General features: G+C 61.9%; 21 protein-coding genes. 12 read left to right on the forward strand and 9 right to left on the reverse strand.

What is annotated here, in order from left to right:
• Nucleotides 1–182 precede the first annotated feature (182 nt).
• Both AACX78_RS02135 and AACX78_RS02140 read left to right on the forward strand, forming a co-directional pair.
• Complete coding sequence (locus AACX78_RS02135) at nucleotides 183–2150, forward strand: TonB-dependent copper receptor (RefSeq protein ID WP_159165255.1); 1968 nt, start codon at nucleotides 183–185, stop codon at nucleotides 2148–2150.
• A gap of 149 nt (nucleotides 2151–2299) precedes the next feature.
• A complete protein-coding gene (locus tag AACX78_RS02140) occupies nucleotides 2300–3916 on the forward strand; it encodes an alpha-amylase family protein (RefSeq protein WP_159165256.1) in 1617 nt (538 codons plus the stop codon).
• A 55-nt stretch (nucleotides 3917–3971) separates the two neighbouring features.
• Here AACX78_RS02140 and AACX78_RS02145 read toward each other — a convergent pair whose 3' ends face one another.
• Nucleotides 3972–4508 carry an MgtC/SapB family protein gene (locus AACX78_RS02145; RefSeq protein WP_201302755.1) on the reverse strand — a complete coding sequence of 179 codons (537 nt, stop codon included), beginning with the start codon at nucleotides 4506–4508 and terminating at the stop codon, nucleotides 3972–3974.
• A 24-nt stretch (nucleotides 4509–4532) separates the two neighbouring features.
• Nucleotides 4533–5975 (reverse strand): RimK family protein, encoded by a 1443-nt coding sequence (locus AACX78_RS02150; protein WP_159165257.1) that lies wholly within the window; start codon nucleotides 5973–5975, stop codon nucleotides 4533–4535.
• Between the two features lie 188 nt (nucleotides 5976–6163).
• Here AACX78_RS02150 and AACX78_RS02155 point away from each other — a divergent pair, with 188 nt between their 5' ends.
• The 3 genes from AACX78_RS02155 to AACX78_RS02165 are packed head-to-tail and all read left to right on the forward strand — an operon-like array spanning nucleotide 6164 to nucleotide 7754.
• Nucleotides 6164–6709: a GNAT family N-acetyltransferase gene (locus AACX78_RS02155; protein WP_011899119.1), complete on the forward strand. Its 546-nt coding sequence runs from the start codon at nucleotides 6164–6166 to the stop codon at nucleotides 6707–6709.
• Entirely contained in the window at nucleotides 6706–6951 is a 246-nt protein-coding gene (locus tag AACX78_RS02160) for a DUF3624 domain-containing protein (RefSeq protein WP_099991521.1), read from the forward strand. Before AACX78_RS02155 ends, AACX78_RS02160 begins: the two co-directional genes overlap by 4 nt.
• Nucleotides 6952–7007: 56 nt before the next feature.
• Nucleotides 7008–7754: an SDR family oxidoreductase gene (locus AACX78_RS02165; RefSeq protein WP_159165258.1), complete on the forward strand. Its 747-nt coding sequence runs from the start codon at nucleotides 7008–7010 to the stop codon at nucleotides 7752–7754.
• A 61-nt stretch (nucleotides 7755–7815) separates the two neighbouring features.
• Here the strand turns inward: AACX78_RS02165 and AACX78_RS02170 are convergent, their stop codons facing one another.
• On the reverse strand, nucleotides 7816–9288 hold the full coding sequence (locus AACX78_RS02170; RefSeq protein ID WP_159165259.1) for a C69 family dipeptidase: 1473 nt from the start codon (nucleotides 9286–9288) through the stop codon (nucleotides 7816–7818).
• Between the two features lie 473 nt (nucleotides 9289–9761).
• On the opposite strand from AACX78_RS02170, the gene AACX78_RS02175 reads away from it, so the two are divergent.
• Nucleotides 9762–10214: a hypothetical protein gene (locus tag AACX78_RS02175; RefSeq protein WP_159165260.1), complete on the forward strand. Its 453-nt coding sequence runs from the start codon at nucleotides 9762–9764 to the stop codon at nucleotides 10212–10214.
• Between the two features lie 228 nt (nucleotides 10215–10442).
• A complete protein-coding gene (locus AACX78_RS02180; RefSeq protein ID WP_159167428.1) occupies nucleotides 10443–11657 on the forward strand; it encodes an IS256 family transposase in 1215 nt (404 codons plus the stop codon).
• A gap of 98 nt (nucleotides 11658–11755) precedes the next feature.
• Here AACX78_RS02180 and AACX78_RS02185 read toward each other — a convergent pair whose 3' ends face one another.
• A complete protein-coding gene (locus AACX78_RS02185; protein ID WP_159165261.1) occupies nucleotides 11756–12337 on the reverse strand; it encodes a hypothetical protein in 582 nt (193 codons plus the stop codon).
• A 196-nt stretch (nucleotides 12338–12533) separates the two neighbouring features.
• Between AACX78_RS02185 and AACX78_RS02190 the strand changes: the two genes are divergently transcribed.
• The gene (locus AACX78_RS02190; protein WP_159165262.1) at nucleotides 12534–13709 is read left to right on the forward strand and encodes an iron-containing alcohol dehydrogenase; all 1176 of its coding nucleotides are present in this window, start codon (nucleotides 12534–12536) and stop codon (nucleotides 13707–13709) included.
• An 83-nt stretch (nucleotides 13710–13792) separates the two neighbouring features.
• Here the strand turns inward: AACX78_RS02190 and AACX78_RS02195 are convergent, their stop codons facing one another.
• The 3 genes from AACX78_RS02195 to AACX78_RS02205 all read right to left on the reverse strand — a co-directional run bounded on the left by AACX78_RS02195 (nucleotide 13793) and on the right by AACX78_RS02205 (nucleotide 16139).
• A complete protein-coding gene (locus AACX78_RS02195) occupies nucleotides 13793–14419 on the reverse strand; it encodes a glutathione S-transferase family protein (protein WP_201302756.1) in 627 nt (208 codons plus the stop codon).
• A gap of 110 nt (nucleotides 14420–14529) precedes the next feature.
• Nucleotides 14530–15798 carry an O-acetylhomoserine aminocarboxypropyltransferase/cysteine synthase family protein gene (locus AACX78_RS02200; protein WP_042039148.1) on the reverse strand — a complete coding sequence of 423 codons (1269 nt, stop codon included), beginning with the start codon at nucleotides 15796–15798 and terminating at the stop codon, nucleotides 14530–14532.
• A gap of 164 nt (nucleotides 15799–15962) precedes the next feature.
• The gene (locus AACX78_RS02205; RefSeq protein ID WP_005316058.1) at nucleotides 15963–16139 is read right to left on the reverse strand and encodes a hypothetical protein; all 177 of its coding nucleotides are present in this window, start codon (nucleotides 16137–16139) and stop codon (nucleotides 15963–15965) included.
• 100 nt (nucleotides 16140–16239) lie between these two features.
• On the opposite strand from AACX78_RS02205, the gene sgrR reads away from it, so the two are divergent.
• The 4 genes from sgrR to AACX78_RS02225 all read left to right on the forward strand — a co-directional run bounded on the left by sgrR (nucleotide 16240) and on the right by AACX78_RS02225 (nucleotide 21628).
• The gene (sgrR, locus tag AACX78_RS02210) at nucleotides 16240–17916 is read left to right on the forward strand and encodes an HTH-type transcriptional regulator SgrR (RefSeq protein WP_201302757.1); all 1677 of its coding nucleotides are present in this window, start codon (nucleotides 16240–16242) and stop codon (nucleotides 17914–17916) included.
• 192 nt (nucleotides 17917–18108) lie between these two features.
• Nucleotides 18109–20286, forward strand: coding sequence for a catalase/peroxidase HPI (katG, locus tag AACX78_RS02215; RefSeq protein ID WP_159165264.1), 2178 nt, complete (start codon nucleotides 18109–18111; stop codon nucleotides 20284–20286).
• 198 nt (nucleotides 20287–20484) lie between these two features.
• On the forward strand, nucleotides 20485–20880 hold the full coding sequence (locus tag AACX78_RS02220; RefSeq protein WP_159165265.1) for an acyl-CoA thioesterase: 396 nt from the start codon (nucleotides 20485–20487) through the stop codon (nucleotides 20878–20880).
• A 46-nt stretch (nucleotides 20881–20926) separates the two neighbouring features.
• The gene (locus AACX78_RS02225) at nucleotides 20927–21628 is read left to right on the forward strand and encodes a hypothetical protein (protein ID WP_021138976.1); all 702 of its coding nucleotides are present in this window, start codon (nucleotides 20927–20929) and stop codon (nucleotides 21626–21628) included.
• 152 nt (nucleotides 21629–21780) lie between these two features.
• Here AACX78_RS02225 and AACX78_RS02230 read toward each other — a convergent pair whose 3' ends face one another.
• Nucleotides 21781–22533: a lipase secretion chaperone gene (locus AACX78_RS02230; RefSeq protein ID WP_159165266.1), complete on the reverse strand. Its 753-nt coding sequence runs from the start codon at nucleotides 22531–22533 to the stop codon at nucleotides 21781–21783.
• Complete coding sequence (locus tag AACX78_RS02235) at nucleotides 22530–23441, reverse strand: lipase family alpha/beta hydrolase (protein ID WP_201302758.1); 912 nt, start codon at nucleotides 23439–23441, stop codon at nucleotides 22530–22532. The genes AACX78_RS02230 and AACX78_RS02235 overlap by 4 nt, the downstream gene beginning before the upstream one ends.
• Nucleotides 23442–23716 lie beyond the last annotated feature (275 nt).

Genomic DNA, 23716 nt, shown 5'->3' on the forward strand with positions numbered 1-23716 from the left:
CTACCCAATTTGGATAAAACCTGCGCAACATTTTGCCAATCTTCTCTTGCCGTCGCCTGACAAGGCTTGCCACATCTTGGTCGCGGGCCTTTTTTGCGGCCAGATGGCAAACCTTACTGCAGCGGAAAGGTTTGTTGGTGGAGATTAAAAAAACAAGATAAACAGATAGATAAGGAAAATTCATGGCTCATTTTATTCGCACCCCTCTCGCCTTGCTGGTGGGTGGCCTCGCCTGCCACGGCGCAGCCGGTCAGGAGCAGGTGCAACGGCTGGAGCCCATGGTGGTGGTCGCCAGCCGCCCGACCAGCACTCTGGAAGTGACGCTGGATCCCAAGAAGCCTGGCTCCCCCATGCCTGCCGCCGATGGCGCCGGTTATCTGAAGAACGTCACCGGCATGAGCATGGTGCGCAAAGGGGGGCTGGGGGGCGACCCCGTGCTGCGGGGGATGGGCATGTCCCGCCTCAACGTGCAGATGGATGGCGGCATGCTGGCCGGCGGCTGTGGCGGTCGCATGGACCCGCCCACCGCCTATGTATTTCCCCAATCTTTCGACCGGATACGGGTGTTGAAGGGGCCGCAATCCCTGGAGCAGGGTGCCACCCTGGCGGGTACCGTGCTGTTCGAGCGAGACAGACCCGAGTTCAGTGCTCCCGGTGTCAAGGCCGAAGCCTCGGCGCTGTATGGCAGTTCCGGTCGTGACGACCAGATGCTGGATGCCACCGTCGGCGCCCCCGAGGGCTATCTGCGCGGCCAGTTCACCCACTCCGACAGCGATGACTACCACGATGGTCACGGCGACAAGGTGCGCTCCTTCTATCGTCGGGAAAACGGCACGGCCCAGCTGGGCTGGACGCCGGGCGACAACACCCTGCTCGAGCTGACCGCCGAGCGCAGCAACGCCCGCGCCGCCTATGCGGATCGCATGATGGATGGCCCCATGTTCGACCGGGAGTCTTTCGGTCTCAAGTTCAAGCAGGAGGCGATCAGCCAGCAGTGGCGCCGCAGTGAGCTGACGCTGTGGGACAACGACATAGACCACATCATGGACAACTTCAGCCTGCGGCCAAACAGCGGCATCAAGATGCTTTCCAACCCGGATCGTCGCAATACCGGCGGCCGCTGGGCCAACGATATCGCCCTGCCGGCCGACTGGTTGCTGACCGCCGGACTCGATGCCAACCGGGATCAGCACAGGGCCCGCAGCGGTGTGGATTACGCCAGCCAGCCTCGCCAGCGTACTTTGCGATTCGAACAGCAAGGCTGGTTCAGCGAGCTGGGTCGCCAGCAGGGAGCCCATAGCTACAAGGGGGGTTACCGTCAGGATCGGGTGGAGACCACCAAATATGGCGCCGGCGATCAGACCCTCTATAGCGACAAGCGGGTGCTCGACAGCGGCTTTGGCCGCTACGAATACCAGTGGTCGCCAGCCTGGTCGAGCTATCTGGCCTGGGGCCAGGCCGAGCGGGCGCCAGATTACTGGGAGCGCAGCAAGGACAGCATCCCCTTCACCCTCAACCCCGAGCGCAGCCGCCAGTGGGATGCCGGGCTGGCCCTGCGCAGCCGCGATCTGGATCTGACCCTCTCCCTGTTCAGTGCCGACATCAAGGACTACCTGCTCTATCACAGCAAGTCGAACCAGGTGCGCAACATAGAGGCCCAGACCCGGGGCGGCGAGCTGGAAGGGCGCTGGCAGTTTGCCGAACAGTGGCGCCTCGATGGTGGTCTGGCAGTGGTCTACGGCGAAAACCAGAGCGACAGCAAGCCGCTGGCCCAGATGCCGCCACTCGATGGCAAGCTGGCCCTGGGCTGGCAGCCGGATGAGGACTGGAGCTTTACGCTGCTGGGGCGCGCCGTCGCGGCGCAGAAGAGGGTAGATGTGGGGTCTGGCACTGTGGCCGGTCAGGATCAGGGGGAGACACCTGGTTTCTTCACCATGAACCTGAGCGGGGCCTGGCAGGTGAGCGAAGGGTGGCAGTTGTCCGCCGGTATCGACAACCTGTTCGATACCTTCTACTACGAGCACCTCTCCAAGTCGGTACACGCCAGCCAGGCGGGGCTGGGGTATGAGCAGATTGGTCGTATTCCCGAGCCGGGGCGCGCCTTCTGGCTGTCAGTCAACTATCGCTTCGCCTCTGCCGGCGTGCTTTGAACCGGGTACGTGCCAACTGCCAGTCAGAGAGGCTCTAACCGACTGAAGCGGGTAACGTTTTCAGTCACAGACCTGCAGTGGTGAGCTGGGTATCATGGCTTCAAGGGTGGCGCGCTCTGCGCCAGCACCACCACAGCGGGAAGATAACAATGAAACAAGGACGTTTGCGCTATGGCGGCCTGCTCGGGGCCGCCTTGTTCCTGACGGCGTGCGGCAGCGGGGGCGGCGGCTCCAGCAGCGAGGCTCAGCCCCCCGTGGTCAATCCACCGGTGACCTCTGCCAGCCGCGCCTGTTATGGCAATGACCAGGCCGCCTGCAACCTGAGAACCTATCAGGTGATGGTGGAGTCTTTCGTCGATGGCGACAGCGCCGCCAACTATGGCGTCGGCTATGGCCCCTCCGGGCACAACGGCGATCTGCAAGGGATCATCGACAGCCTGGATCACATCAAGAGTCTCAACGTCAACGCCATCTGGCTCACCCCTGTATTTGACTCCTGCGCGGGTCAGGGGGGGGATGACAAGCTGGATGCTACCGGCTACTTCGCCTGTGATTTTTTCACCGTGGATCCCAACTTTGGCAGCAATGCCCAGCTCAAACAGCTGGTGGATGCGGCGCACCAGCGCGGCCTTTACGTCTTCCTCGATGGCGTGTTCGGTCACGTCAACAAGGTGGGAGTGAGCAAGCCGTCGCCAGAGGGGCGCCAGCCTGTGCTCAAGAGCGGGGGTGCCGGTTATCCCGGTCAGCTGGTGGATTACAGCCAACCCGAGAGCCTCGCCTACTTCAAGGAGGTGGCGCGTTACTGGGTCGAACAGTACGGCATCGACGGCTGGCGACTGGATCAGGCCTATCAGCTGGGGCTGGACGAATGGCGTGCCATTCGCGGCGAGGTCGAACAGGCCAGTGCGGCACGCAAGGCGGCGGGCCAACAGTGGGGCACCCTGGGCTACCTGGTGGGTGAGGTATGGAAGAGTGCTGACGAGATCCGGGCCCAGGCCTATGGCCCGAGCGACAAGCCGGCGCTCTCCTCGGCATTCGACTTCCCGCTGCGCTACGGCATAGTACAGGCGCTGGCGGTGGAGGAGTCCGGCAAGGGCGGGCAGGGGGCCAGCGTGCTGGATGCCAGCTGGAACAAGGTAGAGAGCTATCCGAACCACGCCATGCCAAATCTGATGCTGGGCAACCACGATTTGGTACGCTTCGGTGACCTGCTGGAGCGGGGAAATTTCAATCCGGCGGACTACTGGCAGCGCCACAAGGCGGCCTTCAGCTTCCTCGCGGCGCGCTCAGGCCCCATCACCTTCTATTACGGCGAGGAGTTTGGCGACGAGGTGCCGGGCTTTGCCAAGCAGGTGAGTGGCGACTGTGCGGCGCAGGGACTCTGTGACGATCACGTGGCCCGCAGCGATGGCAAGGTGCCCGGTGTCACCGGTTTCGTGCCGAGCAGCGATCAGGCCGAACTCAAGCTGTGGCTCAGCCAGTTGCTGGCGATGCGCGCCACGCATCCCGCCCTCTATCAGGGGGAGCGAGTCAAGCTGGTGGCCGATGGCAGCGTTTATGGCGACATCAAACAGACGGCGGCAGAGCAGATTGTCTACCTGCTCAACGTCTCCACCACGCCTCAAAGCTATGCCCTGCCGGTCGGCAAACTGCGCAGTGGCAGTGCCCTGGTGGATCTGCAAAGCGGCGAGAGTCTGGCGCTGGGTGGCAGCAGCGTGACGGTGGACTTGCCACCGCTGAGCGGTCGCTTCCTGCTGTTGCAATAAGGCTGGCGAGTAACAACAAGGGCTCCAGTTTGGAGCCCTTGTTCATTGTGGTGGGTTACTTCTCGATACCGCTGCCAAGCTCGTCCTGATGGGTATTGGCGGCAGGCGCATGGCTATTGCCGTGGCGCCAGCTCTCCAGCCGGTTGTGCACCCCGCGGCGCAGACTCTTGAAGCTGGTCTCGAGATAATCCACTCCCACCAGAATGGCCAGGGTGACGCCGGTGAGCATCACGGCCTGGTGCAGCATCTCCATGCCGATGAGGGCGCCGAGTGCCGCCAGCATCCAGACGGTCGCAGCCGAGGTGACGCCCAGTACCTGACCATCCCGGGTCATCATGACGCCGGCGCCGAGAAAGCCGATCCCCGTGATGAGTTGACCCAGCACCCGTGCCTGATCGGCCCCCTGGGGGCTGACGGCGGCACCGATGGCGAGAAAGCAGTAAGTGCCGAGAATGATGAGCGAAGAGGTGCGGATCCCGACCGGCTTGCCACGCAGTTGCCGCTCCAGCCCCACCAGGGTGCCGCATACCAGGCAGGCCAGGATGTTCTCCCAGCCAAGGGGCGCTATGTCCCACCAATCCGCTGTCATCATAATCACCTCTGCTGTCGATGCTTGTTATCCTGCCGCGCTCTGCCCCCGGTTTTCCAGCCGTTGCCGGAAGGCCCTGGCCAGGCGCTCGTAGAGGTCCTTTGCCTCTCTGTCCTCAATATCGCCACGTATCCAGGGATTGTCGATGATTTCCAGCAGCACGCAGTCGCGCCCCTGCTGGCGCAGGTCGACCCCGAACAGGCCGTTGCCAAGCTGATGCACGGCGCGGCGGGCCGTTTGCAGCACTCGCTCCGGTACCTCGGTGAGCGGTAGTGCCTCTATCCGGCTCATGTCGAGGGGGTGTTTGCGGCGGCGGATGCGGTTGCCGGGTTCCGGGCGGTAGCGGCGACAGGCGAACAACGGCGAGCCGTCGAGAAAGCCGATGCGCCAGTCAAATTCGGCAGGGATCCGGCTCTGCACCAGCAGCAGGGCGGAGCGACCCAGTCCTTCGTCCAACAGGCGGGCGAGCTGCTGTTCATCGCTGGCCATGGCGAGATCCCGCCCCTGGGCACCGTCGGGCACTTTTACCATCAGCGGCAGGCCGAGCCGCTGCACCAGCTCGTCCACCTGGTGGCGACCACGGCGGGTGACCACCATGGTGGGCGGCATGGGCACGCCGCTGCGCACCATCAGCTCGTAGAGATAGAGCTTGTTGCTGCAGGCGAGGATGGCGCGGGAGCTGTCGATCACCGGCATCTTGAGCTGTTCGGCGCGGCGGGCAAATTCGAAGGTGTAGTGGCCGACGGCGGTTTCTGCCCGCAGCCAGAGGGTGTCGAACTCCGGCAGCCGCTCTATGGCGGAGGGGGCAAGTATCTCGGCCTGGATCCCCTGTGCAGCGGCCGTCTTGATGAAGCGGTCGAGGGCCAGGGCATCGCTGCTGGCGCGGCCATCATCGGGATCCACCAGGATGGCGAGCTGGTAGAGCGGCGCCGCATGTTCCCCATCCCCGGCGCCAACCAGCGCCTGGGCATGGTGCAGCATCAGTGCCTTCTCGCTCTGGCTCAGATCCAGCGGAGACAGGCTTTGTTGCTGGCGCACCGACCAGCCGTGCCGACCGCGTTTGAGGGTCAGCTCCTGCAGCGGCAACTGGCTCAGGCCGTAGTAGTAGCGGGCCAGTCCCGCCAGCTCGCTCTGTTCACTCTGACCGAAGATGGCGCGAACCCGAATGCGATCCTCGCTCTGCTGGGCCAGCCAGCCCTGCACCTTGCGCCACAGCTTGGCCGGCGGCTGCTGGGGTTGCAACACGCTGATGGCTTGCAATCCCGGCAGACAGTGATGGCCCCGGGCCTGCGCCAGCAGGGAGCAGTAGTAGCCCGCGCTCAGGTGCTCCAGATCGCGGCAGAGGTTGATGATGCGGGGTCTGCCGCCCGTGGTCGGCACGCCGTGTTGCAGGTAGGTGCGGGCGGTCAGCAGATAATCGGCATGGCAAGGCCAGTCGCCCAGCTCTTCGACGATGACATAGGTACTCATAGTTCTTCGGCTCCACAGAAAGGACTGCCTTGAATGGCAGTATCCCCAGTGGGCTTCGATGCACCGACAAGCACGACAATGGCGCGAGGGGAAACAAGAGGTTACAGTGCCTAATATTCTGCTTTGGTAACTTGTGATACAAGTCGCATTTCTGGTGCTGAAGATAAATAACCGAACAAGGACTCCCTGTGTTGACCGTGCGCGCGGCCCGAACCGATGATTTGGGCGCCATCGTTAAGCTGGAACGCTACTGCTTTCCCCCCGAAGTCGCCTTTGGCCGCAGCCGCTGGCACTATCTGCTCACCCACGCCAAGGGGCGCACCCTGCTGCTGCTGGATGAGACGTCGCAGCTGATGGGATATCTCAGCCTGCTGGAGCACAGAGGGTGGGATCGGCTGGTGATCCAGACCCTCGCCATCCGCTGGACCATTCGTCGTCAGGGCTGGGCCCGCCGTCTGCTGGAACAGGTGATCCGGGAGGGGCGCGAAGCTGGCTGGGGGGCTGTGCGCCTCGAGGTGGGCGATGCCAATGAAGAGGCGCTTGCCCTCTATCAGGCGCTGGGATTCAAGGCTCAGCAGAGGTTGCCGGATTACTATGGCCGAGACCAGCATGCTCACCGGCTGGTGTTGTCACTTATTGGTGACGAGGAGCGTCAGCTGCGCGGTCTGGCCCGCAAGCACCGCATAGGCGGTAAAGCAGCCTTGCAACACGGCAAGGCGGGCTGCTCAGGATGAGTTGTGAAGACTGCCTTGCCACCGCCATCAAGGCCAAGCTGGGGCGCTGCCCCGTCTGTGCCATCCAGACGTTTGTCATCGGCCTGATCGGCTGGCTGGTGTGGTGGTGGTTTGGTGCCGACACCTCGGTCAATGCCCTCACTGGTCTGCTGTTCGCGCTGGGAGGCTCGGGCCTGTTTCTGCTCCATCTGGTGGTATTTGTCTGGCGCAAGGTGACCGGGCGTGAATTGAGCGATGAATGAATCTGAGTGGATTCAAACACATAAATAACAATATCGGTGTAGATATGGAGGTTCAGATGATTGCAATGGTAACGGGTGCTTCGTCCGGCTTTGGGGAGGCCATCAGCCGCCAGCTGGTGAACGCGGGTTACAGGGTGATAGGCACAGGCCGACGTGCTGAACGTCTGGCTGCCTTGGGCGATGAGCTGGGTGACAGCTTCCTGCCGCTGGTATTCGACGTGCAGGACAAGACTGCGACTCAAGCCGCCATCGCTGGCTTGCCTGCTGCCTGGCAAGAAGTGGATCTGCTGGTCAACAATGCCGGGCTGGCTCTGGGGCTGGAACCTGCCCACAAGGCGGACCTCGAAGACTGGGAGCAGATGATAGCCACCAACATCAGCGGGCTGACCCTGCTCACCCGATTGCTGCTGCCGGGCATGGTGGCGCGTAATCGCGGCCACGTCATCAATATCGGCTCCATCGCCGGCACCTACCCCTATCCGGGCGGCAACGTCTACGGCGCCACCAAGGCGTTCGTGAAGCAGTTCAGCCTCAACTTGCGTGCCGATCTGGCGGGCACCGCCATCCGCGTCACCAATGTGGAGCCGGGTCTGTGTGGCGGCACCGAGTTCTCCAACGTGCGCTTCCACGGTGACGACGCCAAGGCGGCTACCGTCTATCAGGGGGTGCAGGCCATTCAGCCGGAAGACATCGCCAATACAGTGCTCTGGGTCAGCCAGCAGCCCGCCCACGTCAACATCAACAGCATAGAGATAATGCCGGTGGCCCAGACTTTTGGTCCGCTCCATATCAGCCGTGGCTGAGTTCCCTGCTTGATGAAATGAAAGAGGCACCCCGGGGTGCCTCTTCTGTTTTCCAAGCCGGTCAGAGGCTCATGATCTTCTTGAACTCCTCCTCTGAATACTTCTTCTCCGTGCTCTTGGTGAGATCCGTCATCAGCTTGTAGCGCAACTCTTTGGCCATCTGGTAGGTCTGCTCCAGCTGGCCGTAGGAGTAGTCGGCGGCCAGCCCGAGCGCGGTGGCCTTGTCGTTGGTGTAGGTCTGCTTGAGGGTCTTGTCGAGCACCGCCACTTCTTTGTAGAGCTTGGCGCTCTCCTTGCTCCAGACGCCCCGCAGCAGCGGCAGATATTTGTCCGGATTGGTGTTGGCCAGCGCGGTCAGGCTGCGGAACTGCCAGTAGGCGGAGTCATCGGAGTAGCTGTCGCTGCCGGTGCGATAGGGCAGGGGGTAGGACTCCAGCGTGTTGTAGAGCGGCACCATCACGGATTCGGCCAGCACGCCGTAGCTCTGCCAGATGAGCCCCTGCAGCTCCTTGGGCATCTCCTTGCGCAGCTGGATCACGTGAGATTCCAGCTGGCGATCGATGCGGATCGGTCGCTCCGCCTTGCCAGCGAGCGGCGTGCCCTCATAGGTGGCGCTCAGCACCCTGGCCACGTCCGGCACGGCGATGGGGGCATCCGGCTTCATGAACAGCGGATATTGCGCCTGCCGGGTCGCCTGCTGGTGGGAGGCGGTCAGCATTTTTTGGCCGAGCCACTCCCGATCCACGTTGTAGGGGTCGGCAATCACCCCGAACGCCTTGGCGAAATTGAAGTCCTTGGGGTCGGCGTTATCCAGCAGTTTGTGCTCGCGCACGAACTCCAGCAGCTTGGGCGAGTGCAGCACATCGGCGCTGTCTAGATTGACGCCGTGGATGCGCAGGCCGTTGGCCACCATGGCGTAGCTGTCGTCCGGCACCCGCACAGCGATCCAGTGGTGGCCGGAGCCTATCTCCATCAGCCAGGCCTCGTTCACATCCGCCAGGTAAAGGCTGTTGCCCTCACCGGCGCCATATTGCTCCACATAGCGGCCAAGCAGCGCGACGCCTTCTTTGGCCGTCCTGGCCTGCGGCAGGAGCAGGGTGGGGATGATGGCTTCAATCACTCCCTTCTCGATCAGCGGATCGGCTTTTTGGGCCCTGTCGTTGACCTCGGCACTGGTGGTGGCCGAGAGGGCGACGTTGAACTCGTTGATGCCGCGCTCCTCATAATATTTGCCTGCCGGGTCGCTGGTGGCGGCGTCCCAGTCACGAATGGCGGAGTAGGCGAGGAAGGCCTTGGGCATGGGCACTTCCAGCCCGTTGCCCAGTTTCCAGCTCTTGCCCTCGTTCTGCTGGGCGGGCCGGAAGGCCAAATACTTGTTCCAGTTGTTGACGCCAAAATCCTCGTTTCTGGCGATCATCACGCTGCCATCCGCGCTGGCGCCCTTGCCGACGACAAGGCCGGTGCAAGCGTCGGCACTGGTGCCAAGCAGGGTGAGCAGGGTGGCGGAGAGGAGACTCAAGGTGTGTTTTTTCATGGCATTGCCCGAAGCGTAACTGTGAGTGAAAGTCAGGCGGTGGAATGGGATGCGCGCTGCCGCAGGCCGATGGCGGCATGGAAGTATGCCGGTGGATTGGTCTGCCGATCATTGATGTCGCAAACATTTCATCCATAACACTGCTTGCTGGTTCTATCGTGCGCCAAAATTGTAGGCTTCTGCAGTTTTTTGTTTTGTGATCTGCGCGCTAATCCTTGGCTTTCTCTGGCAGAGGCGCTCGAGTGTAGAGAGATGTGCCGCAATATCATGACGGGGCGGCGCAGGAGTCATGATTCTGACGCCTGGCTTGCTGCGAGCAATGGGCGCGGCGCCAGCCTGAGTGCGGGATTTGGCCCCATCTGGAAAGTTGGCCTGTAACTTGCTGGTTTAATTGACAATGGTGGGGCCTGGCGCCCCATGTTATCGAATCAGCCAAAGCGTCATGCCGGATCGGCATACAGATTGGAGTCCCCATGGATATCAAACCCTACAGCCAGCAACTTGCCCAGAGTGCGTCCAACTCCCGCGCCCTCGCCACCCTCAGCGGTGCCGACAGTGGTCAGGGTGGCGGCTGGGAGGAGTTGGTCAACCTCTCCTCCCAGCGACTGACCAGCAAGGCGCAGCAGGCGCTCACCTATGAGCATCTGGCCAAGAACAGCAAGCTGCCGCCCGCGCTGGACATGAACTCGGACAAGGGGGGCATGATGCAGCAGCTGGTGGACAAGGCGCTTGGGTTTGATCGCAAGAAGTTCAACGAGATAGAGGAGAAGCTCAAGGCGATCGCCGACAACAGGCAGTTGACCCCCGAAGAGCGCGAGCAACAGAGCAAGGCCTTGAACGAGCAGAAGGAGACCATGCTGCAAAATGCCATGGATCGCCTCACCGGCAAGAAGAGCGAGCCAAAGGAAGAGACCAAGACTACCTGAGTGATTGCCTGCACGACTCGAACGGCAATCTGTGGTCATCGGGGGCAAGGTGTTGCCTCGGGTAATGACGCCGCCTTTCCCATGTGGAAGGAATGATGACATCACAATGAGAAAGGGAGGGGTGATGTCCCTCCATTTTTGACGGGCTCTTGGGAGCCTGTAAATCCAATTGTGTAACCGCCCACGAATAAGTAACTTTTTCAAAAGGATACCTTCGTGGGTAAGCAAATGGACCAAGACAAACTCAAAGCACTGGCCGCTGAGCTGGCCAAAGACATCAAGTCTGAAAAAGATCTCGGCACCCTCACCCAACAGCTGATCAAGCTTACCGTCGAGACCGCGCTCAATGCCGAGATGGATGAGCATCTGGGCTACCAGAAACACGTCCCACAAGGCCGCGGGACCGGCAACAATCGCAATGGCTATTCCACCAAGCGCCTACAAGGGCAGCACGGAGAGGTCACCATCCAGGCGCCTCGTGACCGTAACTCGTCCTTCGACCCTCAGTTCGTCCGCAAGGGCCAGTCACGCCTGACCCAGATGGACGACCAGATCCTCGCCCTCTACGCCAAGGGCTTGAGCACGCGGGATATCGTGGACGCGTTCCAAGAGATGTATGACGCCGACATCTCGGCGGGGCTGGTATCGAAGGTGACCGAACGCGTCATCGAGCAGGTCCACGAATGGCAAAACCGGCCGCTGGATCCGCTCTATCCCATCGTCTATCTGGACTGCATTGTGCTGAAGATCCGCGCGAACCAGCGGGTGATCAACAAGTCGCTCTATCTGGCACTGGGCATCAATATGGAGGGGCACAAGGAGCTGTTGGGCCTGTGGCTGGCCGAGACCGAAGGGGCAAAGTTCTGGCTCTCGGTCCTGACCGAGCTGAAGAACCGCGGCCTGGAAGACATCCTGATCGCGTGTGTGGACGGTCTCAAGGGCTTCCCTGATGCGATTGCCGTGGAGTATCCCCAGACCAAGGTGCAACTGTGTATCGTCCATATGGTGCGCAACTCGTTGCGCTATGTCTCCTGGAAGGACTACAAGGCGGTGACGGCTGAACTGAAGCAGATCTACCAGTCTGCGACGGAACGTGAAGCTCAACAGGCACTAGCGACCTTCGGCGAGCGCTGGGATAGCCAGTACCCGCAGATAGCGCGCTCGTGGCAGAATAACTGGGACAATCTGATCACGCTGTTTGATTATCCCCCCGCAATCCGGAAGGTGATCTACACCACCAATGCCATTGAGTCACTGAACAGCGTGCTGCGCAAAGCGACCAAGCAAAGGAAGCTGTTCCCGACCGACGACTCTGCGCTAAAAGTGGCGTTTCTCGCGATACAGCAGGCTTCAAAGAAGTGGACCATGCCGATCCAGAATTGGAAGCCTGCCCTGAATCGCTTTATTATCGAGTTCGGTGATCGCTTGAACGGTCACCTGTAATGGGGTGGGCAGTTACACAGAATTATTTACAGGCTCGCTCTTTGGGGCTGCTGCCTTCCCGGCCCAGTTTCTGCTCCGGCGCTATGTCTTCTCGGGTACTATTTTTTCTCGGGTACTATGCCGATACCCACCGCCTGGGTCTGGACGGCCTTGATCTGATCCCCTTTGGCGATCAGGGCAAATTGCGCCGGGTTGTGCACCTTGACCACCAGGGTGTGATCCACCCCTTTGACCGTGACCGTCTGCTGCACCTTGTCGACGTCGATGACGTCCCCATACAGTGTGACCTTGACTCCCACCCCGGCCCCCGGCTTTTGGCCAGCGGCGGCCTTGTCCGCATCCATCTCGACGACGCGCTGTCTGACGCCAGCCGTGCCCTTGAGCAGTTCCAGATCCAGCATCTGCAGGTATCTCAGTGCCACCGTATCGCCAACCTTGAGGTTTTGCAGGTTGGTGACCTGTTCACCGGCGACTATGTCGAACGCTTCACCGGCGTCATTTTTCAGGCTGACCCTGCGGCTCGCCATGTCGATGGCAGTCACCGTCGCCTGGGCAGTCACGGCTTCAACCAGACTGGCCTTGCCCGGGGCGGTCGCGACTTCGGTGACCACCTCGGCGGCTTGCACCAGGCAGGTCGAGAGGGAGAGCAGACCGGCAATCCATGCATGCTTCAATTTCATGTTTCAGACCTTATGACGGGAAATGAGGATGAAAGGAGGTGGGCATGCAGGCCCGGATGGCACATGGCACCGCCTTCCTGACAGACCATAGCAGAGCCGCGCCTGACCAACCCGCTGGACTCGAACGCAATGCGTGTTTTGATAGCCGGCTCCCGTTTTTTGACCTGCCGGAGCCACGGGCGCACAATCCCCTTGCATGCATTCAACCGAGGGCTTTGCCGTGTACAACTTCCAATATGCCAATCCTACCCGGGTCTGTTTTGGTGACGGCCAGATAGCCACGCTGCCCGACCTGATCCCGGCAGGCAGTCGCCTGCTGGTGCTCTACGGCGGTGGCAGCATCAAGAAAAACGGCGTCTATGACCAGTTGACCCAGGCGTTGGCGGGGAGGGATTGGCAGGAGTTTTCAGGCATAGGGGCCAACCCCCATTACGATCAGCTGATGGAGGCGGTGGCGCTGGTCAAGCGCGAGCGCATCGACTTCCTGCTGGCGGTCGGCGGCGGATCCGTGGTGGATGGCACCAAGTTCGTGGCCGCGGCGGCCTGCTTCGAGGGCGGGGATCCCTGGGAGATACTGCTGCACAAGGCGCCCGTCAAGGCGGCCCTGCCGCTGGGTTGCGTGCTGACCCTGCCCGCCACTGGCTCGGAGAGCAATCCCGCCGCCGTGGTGAGTCGGGGGGAGGCCAAGCTCTCCTTCATGAATCCGCTGGTGCAACCTGTGTTTGCCGTGCTCGATCCCACCACCACCTACAGCCTGCCCACCCGCCAGATCGGCAATGGGGTGGTGGATGCCTTCGTCCACATCATTGAGCAATACCTCACCTTCCCTGTGGGGGGCGAGGTGCAGGACAGGCTGGCGGAAGGCTTGCTGCAGGTGCTGGTGGATAACGGCCCCAAAGCCCTGGTGGATCCCACCCATTATCAGGTGCGCGCCAACCTGATGTGGGCCGCCAGCCTGGCGCTCAATGGTCTCATCGGCCGCGGCGTACCACAGGACTGGTCCACCCACGCCATCGGCCACCAGCTCACCGCGCTGCACGGGCTGGATCATGCCCAGAGTCTGGCGGTGGTGCTGCCCTCCCTGCTGCGTGAGCAGGCGGCCCAGAAGCAGGAGAAACTGGCCCAGTTCGCCGAGCGGGTCTGGCATTCGAGCCGGGAGGACAAGGCGCTGCGCATCGAGGAGGCGATCATCCGCACCGAGCAGTTCTTCCAGCAGATGGGGGTGGGCACCCGCCTCGCCGACTACGGCCTGAACGAGAGCTGCATCCCCGGCATCTGTTCCAACCTCAAGCGCTTCGGCCTGACCGCCCTCGGTGAGCAGCAGGACATAGATCCTGACAAGGTAGCGCGGATCCTTTCCCACGCGCTCTGAGCATTTGGCTGACGAGCTGAAAAGAAAACGCCCCGTTTGTCGGGGCGTTTTGCATTCCGGGGTGAGGCGCTGAAGGCAGAGGGTCAGGCGCCCAGATCCAGCTCGCGCTCCAGCACAGCTGCTTTTTGGCGGGCTGGATGGGTATTGAGGCGTTCCCAGTAGGTTTGCAGGTGCGGGAAGTGTGCCAGCTGGCCGCCCTGGGCCAGCAGATCCACCAGGAAGGAGTTCATGATGTCGGCGCCGGAGAGACGGTCCCCCACCAGATAGTGGCGGCTTGCCAGCACCTGGTTCAGATAACCCAGCACCTTGGCGCACTCCGCTTTGGCGTAGTCCGGCAGGAAGCGCATCGGGCTGCCATCCTTGCGCACGAACATGTCGAGCAGCAGCGGCAGTATGCCGGAGCTCTCGGCAAAGTGGATCCACTGCAGGTATTCGGGGTAGTCGGGGCTATCCTGAGCTGGCGCCAGCCGCTCGGGGGCGTGGCGGGCAATCAGGTACTCTGTGATGGCGCCGGATTCCGCCATCACTCGTCCTTCCCGCTCGATGACAGGCGACTTGCCGAGGGGGTGGATGGCTTTCAGCTCGGGCGGCGCCAGAAAGGTGGTGGCGTCGCGCTGGTAGGCCTTGATCTGGTAGGGCAAGCCCAGCTCTTCGAGCAGCCAGATGATGCGTTGGGAGCGGGATTTGTTCAGGTGGTGCAGGATTATCATTGGAACCTCGATTCGGTGGCAGGAGTCGGTATACGCGTCGGCGAGGTGACTGGTTCACCGGCATGGAGAAATCAAGAGAGCGGGCAGTGCCCGCTCTCTTGTTGGCTGACTCAGGCCTCCAGCGCCTGATCCAGATCCGCCAATATGTCCTCGATCGCTTCTATCCCCACAGACAAGCGGATCATCTCCGGCTTGACCCCGGCCCTGACCTGTTCCTCCTCGCTCAGCTGGCGATGGGTGGTGGAGGCGGGGTGGCAAGCCAGCGACTTGGCGTCACCTATGTTGACCAGCCGCTTGAAGATCTTGAGCGCATCGTAGAAGCGCACCCCGGCCTCATAGCCCTCCTTCAAGCCGAACGAGAGGATGGCCGACGGCCGGCCCCCCATGTACTTCTCCGCCAGCAGGTAGTGGGGATGTCCCGGCAGACCGGCGTAGCTGACCCAGGCTACTTTCGGGTGATGCTTGAGGTGGTGGGCGACCTGAAGGGCGTTGTCCACGTGGCGCTCCATGCGCAGGCTCAGGGTTTCAAGCCCCTGCAGCAGCAGGAAGGCGTTCATGGGTGCCAGCGCCGCGCCGGTATTGCGCAAGGGCACTGTGCGAACCCGGCCGATAAAGGCGGCGGGGCCGAAGGCTTGTGTGTAGACCACACCGTGGTAGGAGGGCTCGGGCTGGGTGAGCTGGGGGAAGCGTTCGGCGTTATCCGCCCAGGGGAACTTGCCCGAGTCGACGATGACGCCGCCCAGCGAGTTGCCGTGACCGCCGACATATTTGGTCAGGCTGTGCACCACTATGTCGGCGCCGTGTTCTATGGGTTTGCACAGCACAGGGGTGGCGACCGTGTTGTCGACGATGAGCGGCACGCCACGGGCGTGGGCCACCTTGGCGAAAGCTGCCAGATCGACGATGTTGCCCGCCGGGTTGCCTATGCTCTCGCAGTAGACCGCCTTGGTCTTGTCGTCGATGAGGGCGGCGATGGCCTCGGCGCTGTCATCTTTGGCGAAGCGTACCTCGACCCCGAAGCTCGGCAGCATGTGGGCGAACAGTGTGTAGGTGCCGCCATAGAGCTGGGGTGTGGAGACTATGTTGTCACCGGCGGCGGTCAGCGCCTGGATGGCGTAGGTGATGGCGGCGGAACCTGCCGAGACCACCAGCCCGGCGATGCCCCCTTCCAGCGCGGCCATCCGCTGTTCCAGCACATCGTTGGTGGGATTCATGATGCGGGTATAGATGTTGCCCGGCACCGCCAGATTGAACAGATCCGCCCCGTGCTGGGCGCTGTCGAACTCGTAGGCCACCGTCTGGTAGATGGGCACGGCGACCGCCTTGGTAGTGGGATCGCTGGAAAAGCCGTGGTGCAGGGCCAGGGTCGCATCTTTCATCACACACTCCTTGTTGGATGTTGCTTGTCGCAGTGACAGCTGGGCAGTTATAGATGGATAGACGTCCAATCTATCAGGCTCAGCGGCGATGTAAACCACCCAATCCGGTAAAGCAATGGCATCCGCTGACGATGGGCCTCGCCCTTGAGCAACTGACGCTGCACTCAGAGGCGGCGACGATACTCCTTGTCATCGATCTGGTGCATGTCCCACTGCATCAGGCGGTTGAGCTGGCTCATGGGATCCTCGATCAGGGTCAGCGGGCGAGGCAGGATCCGCTTGAAGTAGCGACGCAGGGTTTGCTGGATCCGGTTCGGTTTGGGGGCGCTTTGCTGGTTCATGATGATGCTCCTGTGCTGTGGCTCTCATGTTCATCAGCAGTATTGAGTTAAAATGAGGAAGTAAAAACTGATGAATTATAGCAACAGGATTTCCTCTTTTATGCCGACCAGTCGCCTCTATCAGCAGTTTCAACGACTCGCCCAGCAGCTTGGCTGCGATGAGCGGGAGGCAAGTCTCGCCGAAGTGGCGGACCTGCTCTGCTGCACCCCGCGCAACGCCCGCCTGCTGCTGCGGCGGATGCAGGATCAGGGCTGGCTCAGCTGGTCAGCCGAGGCGGGCAGGGGACGGCGCTCCCGGCTCACCCTGCTCGACAGCCAGGAGAGTCTGACCCGGCGCCGCCTGCGGGATCTGTTGAGTCAGGGCCAGCTTGCCCAGGCGGTGCGGCTGGCGGAAGGTCGGCTGGATCTGCTCACCCCGCTGCTGATCGAGCAGCTCGGCCAGGCCACCCGGGAGGGGCGCCAGATCCTGCGGGTGCCCTACTACCGGCCGCTGCCCCAGCTGCTGCCCACGGATCCGCTGCGTCGCTCCGAAATTCACCTGAGCCGGCAGATCTTCAACGGTCTCACCCGACGAAATGAGGAAAATGGGGAAATCGAAGGAGATCTGGCCCACCACTGGGAGTGTCTGGGGCCCTGCCACTGGCGCTTCTATCTGAGGCCGGTGGTGCGCTTTCACCACGGTCGCGAGCTGGTGGTAGAAGATGTGATGGAGAGTCTGCTGGCACTGCGGGATCGCCCCCTGTTCGCCCATCTGGTTCGGCTGGAGAGCCCCTGGCCACGCACTCTGGATATGTATCTCGACAGCCCGGATCCTCTGCTGCCCCATCTGCTGGCCGAACCGGTGGCGACCATATTGCCACGGGAGCTCAATGGGGAGGCGGGCTTTGCCCTGCAGCCGGTGGGCACGGGCCCCTACAAGGTGACCGCCAACGATCCCCTCCACCTTTGTCTGGAGGCGTTCGACGACTACTTCGGTCTGCGTGCCCTGCTTGACGAGATCGACATCTGGATGCTGCCGGAGCTGGCGGAGCGGCTGGAGACCCACCTGCAGCTGGGACGTGACAGCCCTGAACTCGGCACCATGCGCGGTGAGTCCGAGCTTGAATCCGGCTGCTACTTCCTGCTGCAGGACGACAGATCCGTCTCCTTGCAGGCTCCCGCCCTGCGTCACTGGCTGGCCCAGCTGCTCAACCCCATCGCCCTGATGGCACGGGTCGCCCCCGAGTTGCAGCGGGGCTGGACCAGTGCGCTGGGTCTGTTGCCCCACTGGCGCGAGGCCCTGCCTGCGTCATTGCCAACGCCGGAGCAACTGCCGACGCGGCTGGTGCTGGCCTGTTTCAATCAGCATCTGGAGTTCAACGAGTGTGCCGGCGCCATGGCCAGCCTGCTGGCAGAACAGGGGATCCGGCTGGAGGTTCGCACCCTGGATTACGGCCGCTGGGTGAGCGGGGTGGATGAGGATGTGGATCTCTGGCTCGGCACCCTCAATCTGGAGCACGAGCATGCCTTCGCCCCCTACGCTTGGCTGCTGGGCACGCCGCTGCTGCACAAGGTGTGGGCCAGCCAGCATGCTTTGTGGCAGGGCCTGACCCGGTGGCGTGCCAGCGGTGAGGAGCCGGGCCCGCGCGCCCTGCTGGCCCGGGTGCAGCAACAGGGCTGGTTCGTGCCCCTGTTCCACCACTGGCTGGAGCTGGAGAGCCGGGTCGGCGTGCACGGGGTGCGCATGACGGCCCTCGGCTGGTTTGATTTTCGCAGTGCCTGGCTTCGCCCCGAGTAAGGACGATGCTTATGTGGCGGGTTGAACCTGCCTCGCCTCACCTTGTACCTGCAAGGTGCTCTTCCGGCAGATTGTCATCCTGTTTTAATTGCCGTTTTTACTATGGGTCGGCGGGCCGCAGTTCATTGGACATTCAATTCCAAAGTGCCATGCTGGTTCAGGTTATGGAAAGCAGAGCAAATGAGGAAAAAGATGAGCAACAATTCAGAACGTTCCCAAGGAAAATGCCCGGTCATGCACGGTGGTACCACCTCCGGCGAGCAAGCCAACATGGCGTGGTGGCCGAAGAGCCTCAACCTCGACATTCTCCATCAGCACGACACCAAGACCAATCCGCTGGGGCCCGGTTTCAATTACCGGGAAGAGCTCAAGAAGCTCGACATGGCCGCCCTCAAGCAGGATGTGACCGCCCTGATGACCGACAGCCAGGATTGGTGGCCGGCAGACTGGGGCCACTACGGCGGCCTGATGATCCGCATGGCCTGGCACTCGGCCGGCACCTATCGTATCGCCGATGGCCGTGGTGGTGGCAGTACCGGCAATCAGCGTTTTGCTCCGCTCAACTCCTGGCCTGACAACGCCAACCTGGACAAGGCCCGGCGTCTGCTGTGGCCCATCAAGAAAAAATACGGCAACAAGATCAGCTGGGCCGATCTGATCATTCTGGCCGGCACCGTGGCTTATGAGTCCATGGGGCTCAAGACGTTCGGCTTCGCCTTCGGCCGCGAGGATATCTGGCACCCCGAGAAAGACATCTATTGGGGCGCGGAGAAGGAGTGGCTGGCACCGAGCAGCAAGCCCGGCGGTCGTTACTCTGGCGAGCGGGATCTGGACAACCCGCTGGCGGCAGTGATGATGGGGCTCATCTACGTCAACCCGGAAGGGGTCGACGGCAATCCGGATCCTCTGAAAACCGCCAAGGACATGCGGGTCACCTTTGCCCGCATGGCGATGGATGACGAAGAGACGGTCGCCCTGACGGCCGGGGGGCACACGGTAGGCAAATGTCACGGCAATGGGGATGCCCGGCTGCTCGGGCCCGAGCCGGAAGGTGCCGCAGTCGAGGATCAGGGGCTGGGCTGGCTCAACAAGACCCAGCGCGGTATTGGCCGCAATGCGGTGACCAGCGGTATTGAAGGGGCCTGGACCACCCACCCCACCCGTTGGGACAACGGCTACTTCTACCTGTTGTTCAACTACGAGTGGGAACTGAAAAAGAGCCCGGCCGGTGCCTGGCAGTGGGAGCCCGTCAATATACGGGAAGAGGACAAGCCGGTGGATGTGGAAGATCCTGCCATTCGCCACAACCCCATCATGACAGACGCCGACATGGCGCTGAAGTTCGACCCCGAGTACCGCAAGATCGCCGAGCGTTTCCGTGCTGATCCGGCGACTTTCTCGGATGCCTTTGCCCGCGCCTGGTTCAAGCTGACCCACAGGGATCTGGGGCCGAAAAGCCGCTATGTGGGGCCTTATGTGCCAGCTGAAGATCTTATCTGGCAGGATCCTGTGCCTGCCGGGCGTACCGATTATGACGTGGCTGCGGTGAAGGCCAGCATTGCCGCCAGTGGCCTCTCCATCAGCGATATGGTCAGTACCGCCTGGGACAGCGCCCGTACTTTCCGGGGCTCGGATTTGCGTGGCGGTGCCAACGGTGCCCGTATCCGGCTGGCCCCGCAGAAGGAGTGGGAAGGCAATGAACCGGCCAGACTGGCGCGGGTACTCAAGGTGCTCGAGCCCATCGCCGCCGCCAGCCAGATCAGCATGGCGGATGTGATAGTGCTGGCGGGTAACCTGGGTGTTGAGCTGGCGGCCAGGGCCGCCGGAGTCGAGGTGACAGTCCCCTTCAGCCCGGGTCGCGGTGATGCCAGTCAGGCCCAGACCGATGTGGCGTCGTTCGACGTGCTTGAGCCGCTGGCCGACGGTTACCGCAACTGGTTGAAGAAGGACTATGCGGTCACTGCGGAGGAGCTGATGCTGGATCGCACCCAGCTGATGGGGCTGACGGCCCATGAGATGACGGTACTGGTGGGCGGCATGCGAGTGCTCGGCACCAACCATGGCGGCACCCGGCACGGTGTCTTTACCGAGAGGGAAGGGGCCTTGACCAACGACTACTTCGTCAACCTCACCGACATGGCCAACACCTGGCACCCGGCGGGAGATCGTCTGTATGAAGTGCGCGATCGCAAGAGCGGCAAGGTGAAATGGACGGCGACCCGGATCGATCTGGTGTTCGGCTCAAACTCGGTATTGCGTGCCTACGCCGAGGTCTATGCCCAGGATGACAACAAGGAGAAGTTCGTCTGCGATTTCATCAGTGCCTGGAACAAGGTGATGAATGCGGACCGCTTTGATCTGATGAGTTAAGGCTGACCCGACGGCCCCGCACACCCGGGTGTGCGGGGTATTTTTTTGTCCTGAGCCAAGACTTGCCTGGGGTTGCGACAGAGATTGGCCAGTACCGGAGAGCAGTGCCGCCCCTGTCCTTTTGGACTGGATATCAGGTAACATCTTGATTCATTGATGATGGCTAGCTGCCAAGCCCCTGCTGACAAGGAGTCGCCCATGCTGGAAATGCAGATCCAACCCCGTTTTCAAGAGACAGATGCCCTCGGCCACATCAACAATACGGTGCCGGCGGTCTGGTTCGAGGCGGCGCGGGATCCCCTGTTTCGCATCTTCTCTCCCGAGCTGGATGTGCATAACTGGCACCTGATCATCGCGGGCTATACGGTACAGTTCAAACGCGAGCTGTTTTATGGTCAGCAGGTATCGATCAACACAGGGGTGCGCCGCATCGGCTCCAGCTCCTTTACGCTCTGGCAGGAAGCCTGGCAGGGCGGTGAGCTGGCCGTCACCGGCGAAACGACCCTGATCCATTTTGACTATCAGACCCGCCAATCCCTGCCCTTGAGTGACAGGCACAGGGAAGCGCTGCGGGCCTGGCTGATAGAGAGTTAACCTTGGCCTGTTGGCCCACCACAGGAAAACCATGCATAGGAACATAATGCGCAACACAGTGACTGCTCTGACACTGGGACTCTGTTCCCTACCTTCTCTGGCCGCTTCTCTTGCGGAGCAGTTCACCCTGATCGACCGGGGGGCCGAGAGCGCCCTCGACACTCGTCTGTTCAGTCATGACGGTGTGGAGATCAAGGCCTGGATCGATGGCACCCCCGTCATCATAGCCGTGCCCATCATGAACGAGCAGGGCAAGCTGCAAGGGGAGAGCCGTTACTACTTCAAGGGGGGCAAGCTGTTCGGGGTCAGAGAACCTGCCGCCCAGTTTGCCTTCGATGAGCAAGGCAAGCTGACTCACTGGCTTGACAACAAGGGACAGCCTGCCGAGTTCGTCAGCAAAATAAGCATGCAACAGCGTGAAGCCTGGCTCACCAAGCGATCTGCTGACCTGGCCAGGCTGTTTGCCATCAGCCCTGCGGAGCAGAAAGCCAGCAGTGGCAGCGTCAAGCTGAAAGGGGCCGAACTCACCCACTGGCTCTGCAACGGCAAGCTGATGGATCTGGCCAGGGGCGACAAGGTGACCTTCGAGCAGAAGACGCTCAAGGTGAGTGAATCGGGCATCGAAGGAGAGGTCTCCCTGCGCCAGGACAAGGGCTGGCAGGATCTGAACCTCAAGTGCGACGTGCAAGGCACCCAGGTGACCCGTCTCACCTGGCAGCCACTGCCCGGCGCCAACAAGCCGCAATAAGTGCGGTTGCAGCATGAAACAAGGGGGCCGTCAGGGCCCCTTGTCGTTATGGTCTATTCCCCTGAACCTGGCAGCCACTGCCCGGCGCCAACAAGCGACAATGAGTGCGGTTGCAGCATGAAACACGGGGGCCATCGCGGCCCCCTTGCTGTTTATGGCTGTTCTTCGAGCCGCAGTCGGGTCAGTGCCTCGACCCGCCGCCACTGCTCGGCGGGAAACCAGCGCGCCAGTATCTCCTGTTGCTGCTCGGCCCGATCAAGGGCGGGCAAAGGGGTAAGCTCGGCCAGATAGCCTGCCAGCTGCTGCTCGAACCCTTGCTGACTCTGTTCCAGCTGATGCAGCCGATCCACGGCCTCTGGTCCCAGCTGCTCCAGCAGCACGGCTTCTCGCTCGGCGGGGGGTAATTGCGCCAGCGTCTGCAACTCGCTGAGCAGGCGGCTGTTGACCTCTGCTTCTCTGAACCATTGGGGCTGCTCCGTCAGCCAGAGTTCGAGTTCATCGGCCAGCATCTTCTTGTCGGCCTCGCTCGCCTGGGCCAGCGCCTTGCGGCGCAGGGTCCACTGCTCCATCAGTCTGTCTTCGGCAAACAGCTGATCCTGCTCGGCCGGGGTGAAGCTCTGCTGGCGAAGTTGTTCACGCTGGTCAAACAGCTGCTGCAGGCTGGCGAGGTCCGGAGCCGTCGGCACCGTCAGGCGGCCCTCCGCCGCCAGAAAAACCTGGTAGCGGGCCAGTAGTGGGCTCTCTGCGTCAGCCTCGCCCTGTTCCAGGCGTTGGGCCAGCTGATGACGCAGGGCTCCCTGTTCGGGGGCGGCATTCAGACTCGGCGGCGGGTCGGGCCATAACAGGGCGGCCCCCAGCAAGAAGGCTCCGCCCAGAGGCAGGGCGAGAAGGAGGGATCGCTTCATAGCCCCAGACCCTGCAAGCGGTTGGCGTGCTGGCGGTAGAGGGTGACAGGATCGGTATCAAACAGGTGATGGATGCCAAACGACTGATTGACCTCGTCCAGATGGTTCATCCGGTAGCCGGTACCGATCACCTTGCCGAGGTGGCTGCTGCATACCCCGACCAGGCCGTCATTGGGCTCGCTGAAAAAGGTGCTGGTGAGGGCCAGCGCAGGATCCACCGGATCCAGGACATTGGTCATGCTGCCGCGCCCGCTCCAGGAGAAGTAATAGACGCCGTTGGCGGCGCGCAGCGGCCCTTCGCCACAATACTGGCTAGGCAGCCCCTCGGGGTAGTGCTGGTTGAAGCGCTGGGCTCCCACGCTGGTGAGCGCATCGAGGGAGGCGAGAGGATCCTGTGGCAGATCGCTGCCGCCGGAGAGCAGCGAGATGACACCAGAGAGTGCCGAGGCGGCCGCGACCGCCAGTTTCTCGGCTATCGAGCCAGGGGTTACGTTGGCACGCACCAGGTCTGCTATCTCGGAGCCATAGTTGACGCCCCCCACGCTGGTGGCGGAGGCGACCAGTTCCGGGGCGACAGAGGCGACATAGCGTATGGTGGGGCTGCCGTGGGAGTGACCTATGAGGTTGACCTTGTCAGCCCCCGTGATGGCGAGCACCTGCTGTACCTGCTTGAGCAACTGTTCACCGCGCAGTTCCGAGCTGTGGGTAGCCGAGACCTGCGCGACATAGACGCGGGCACCGTCCCGGGTCAGGGCCTGGGGGATTCCGTAGAAGTAATCGACCCCGAGCAGCTTGTCGAAGCCGAACAATCCATGCACCAGCACCATGGGGTAACGGGTCTGGGTATAACCTGCCGCCTGACCCAGCATGGGCAGGGCGCACAGCAGCACCAATAGCCATCTTTTCATCGTCATCATCCTTGTGAAATAGGCTGTCCATCCGACAGCCACCGGCTTCATGCCAGTACCCGCCAGCATGGCTAACCCGGCCAGTTGCATCTGTGCAAGTGATCACTAAACAGACAGATTCAGAAAAGCCCTACCCATATGGGCAGGAGGGGTGAGGGCGTCAGGCCGGCGAAGATCAAGTATCCCTTGTATTCGGCCATCACATAAATTAAATAATAATTATTATCATTTGAGTGGCTGGGATCATGACAGGAACCTGGGTGAAGGGATGGGTC

The sequence above is a fragment of the Aeromonas sp. 9A genome (assembly GCF_963900955.1).
Lineage (GTDB): Bacteria > Pseudomonadota > Gammaproteobacteria > Enterobacterales > Aeromonadaceae > Aeromonas > Aeromonas salmonicida.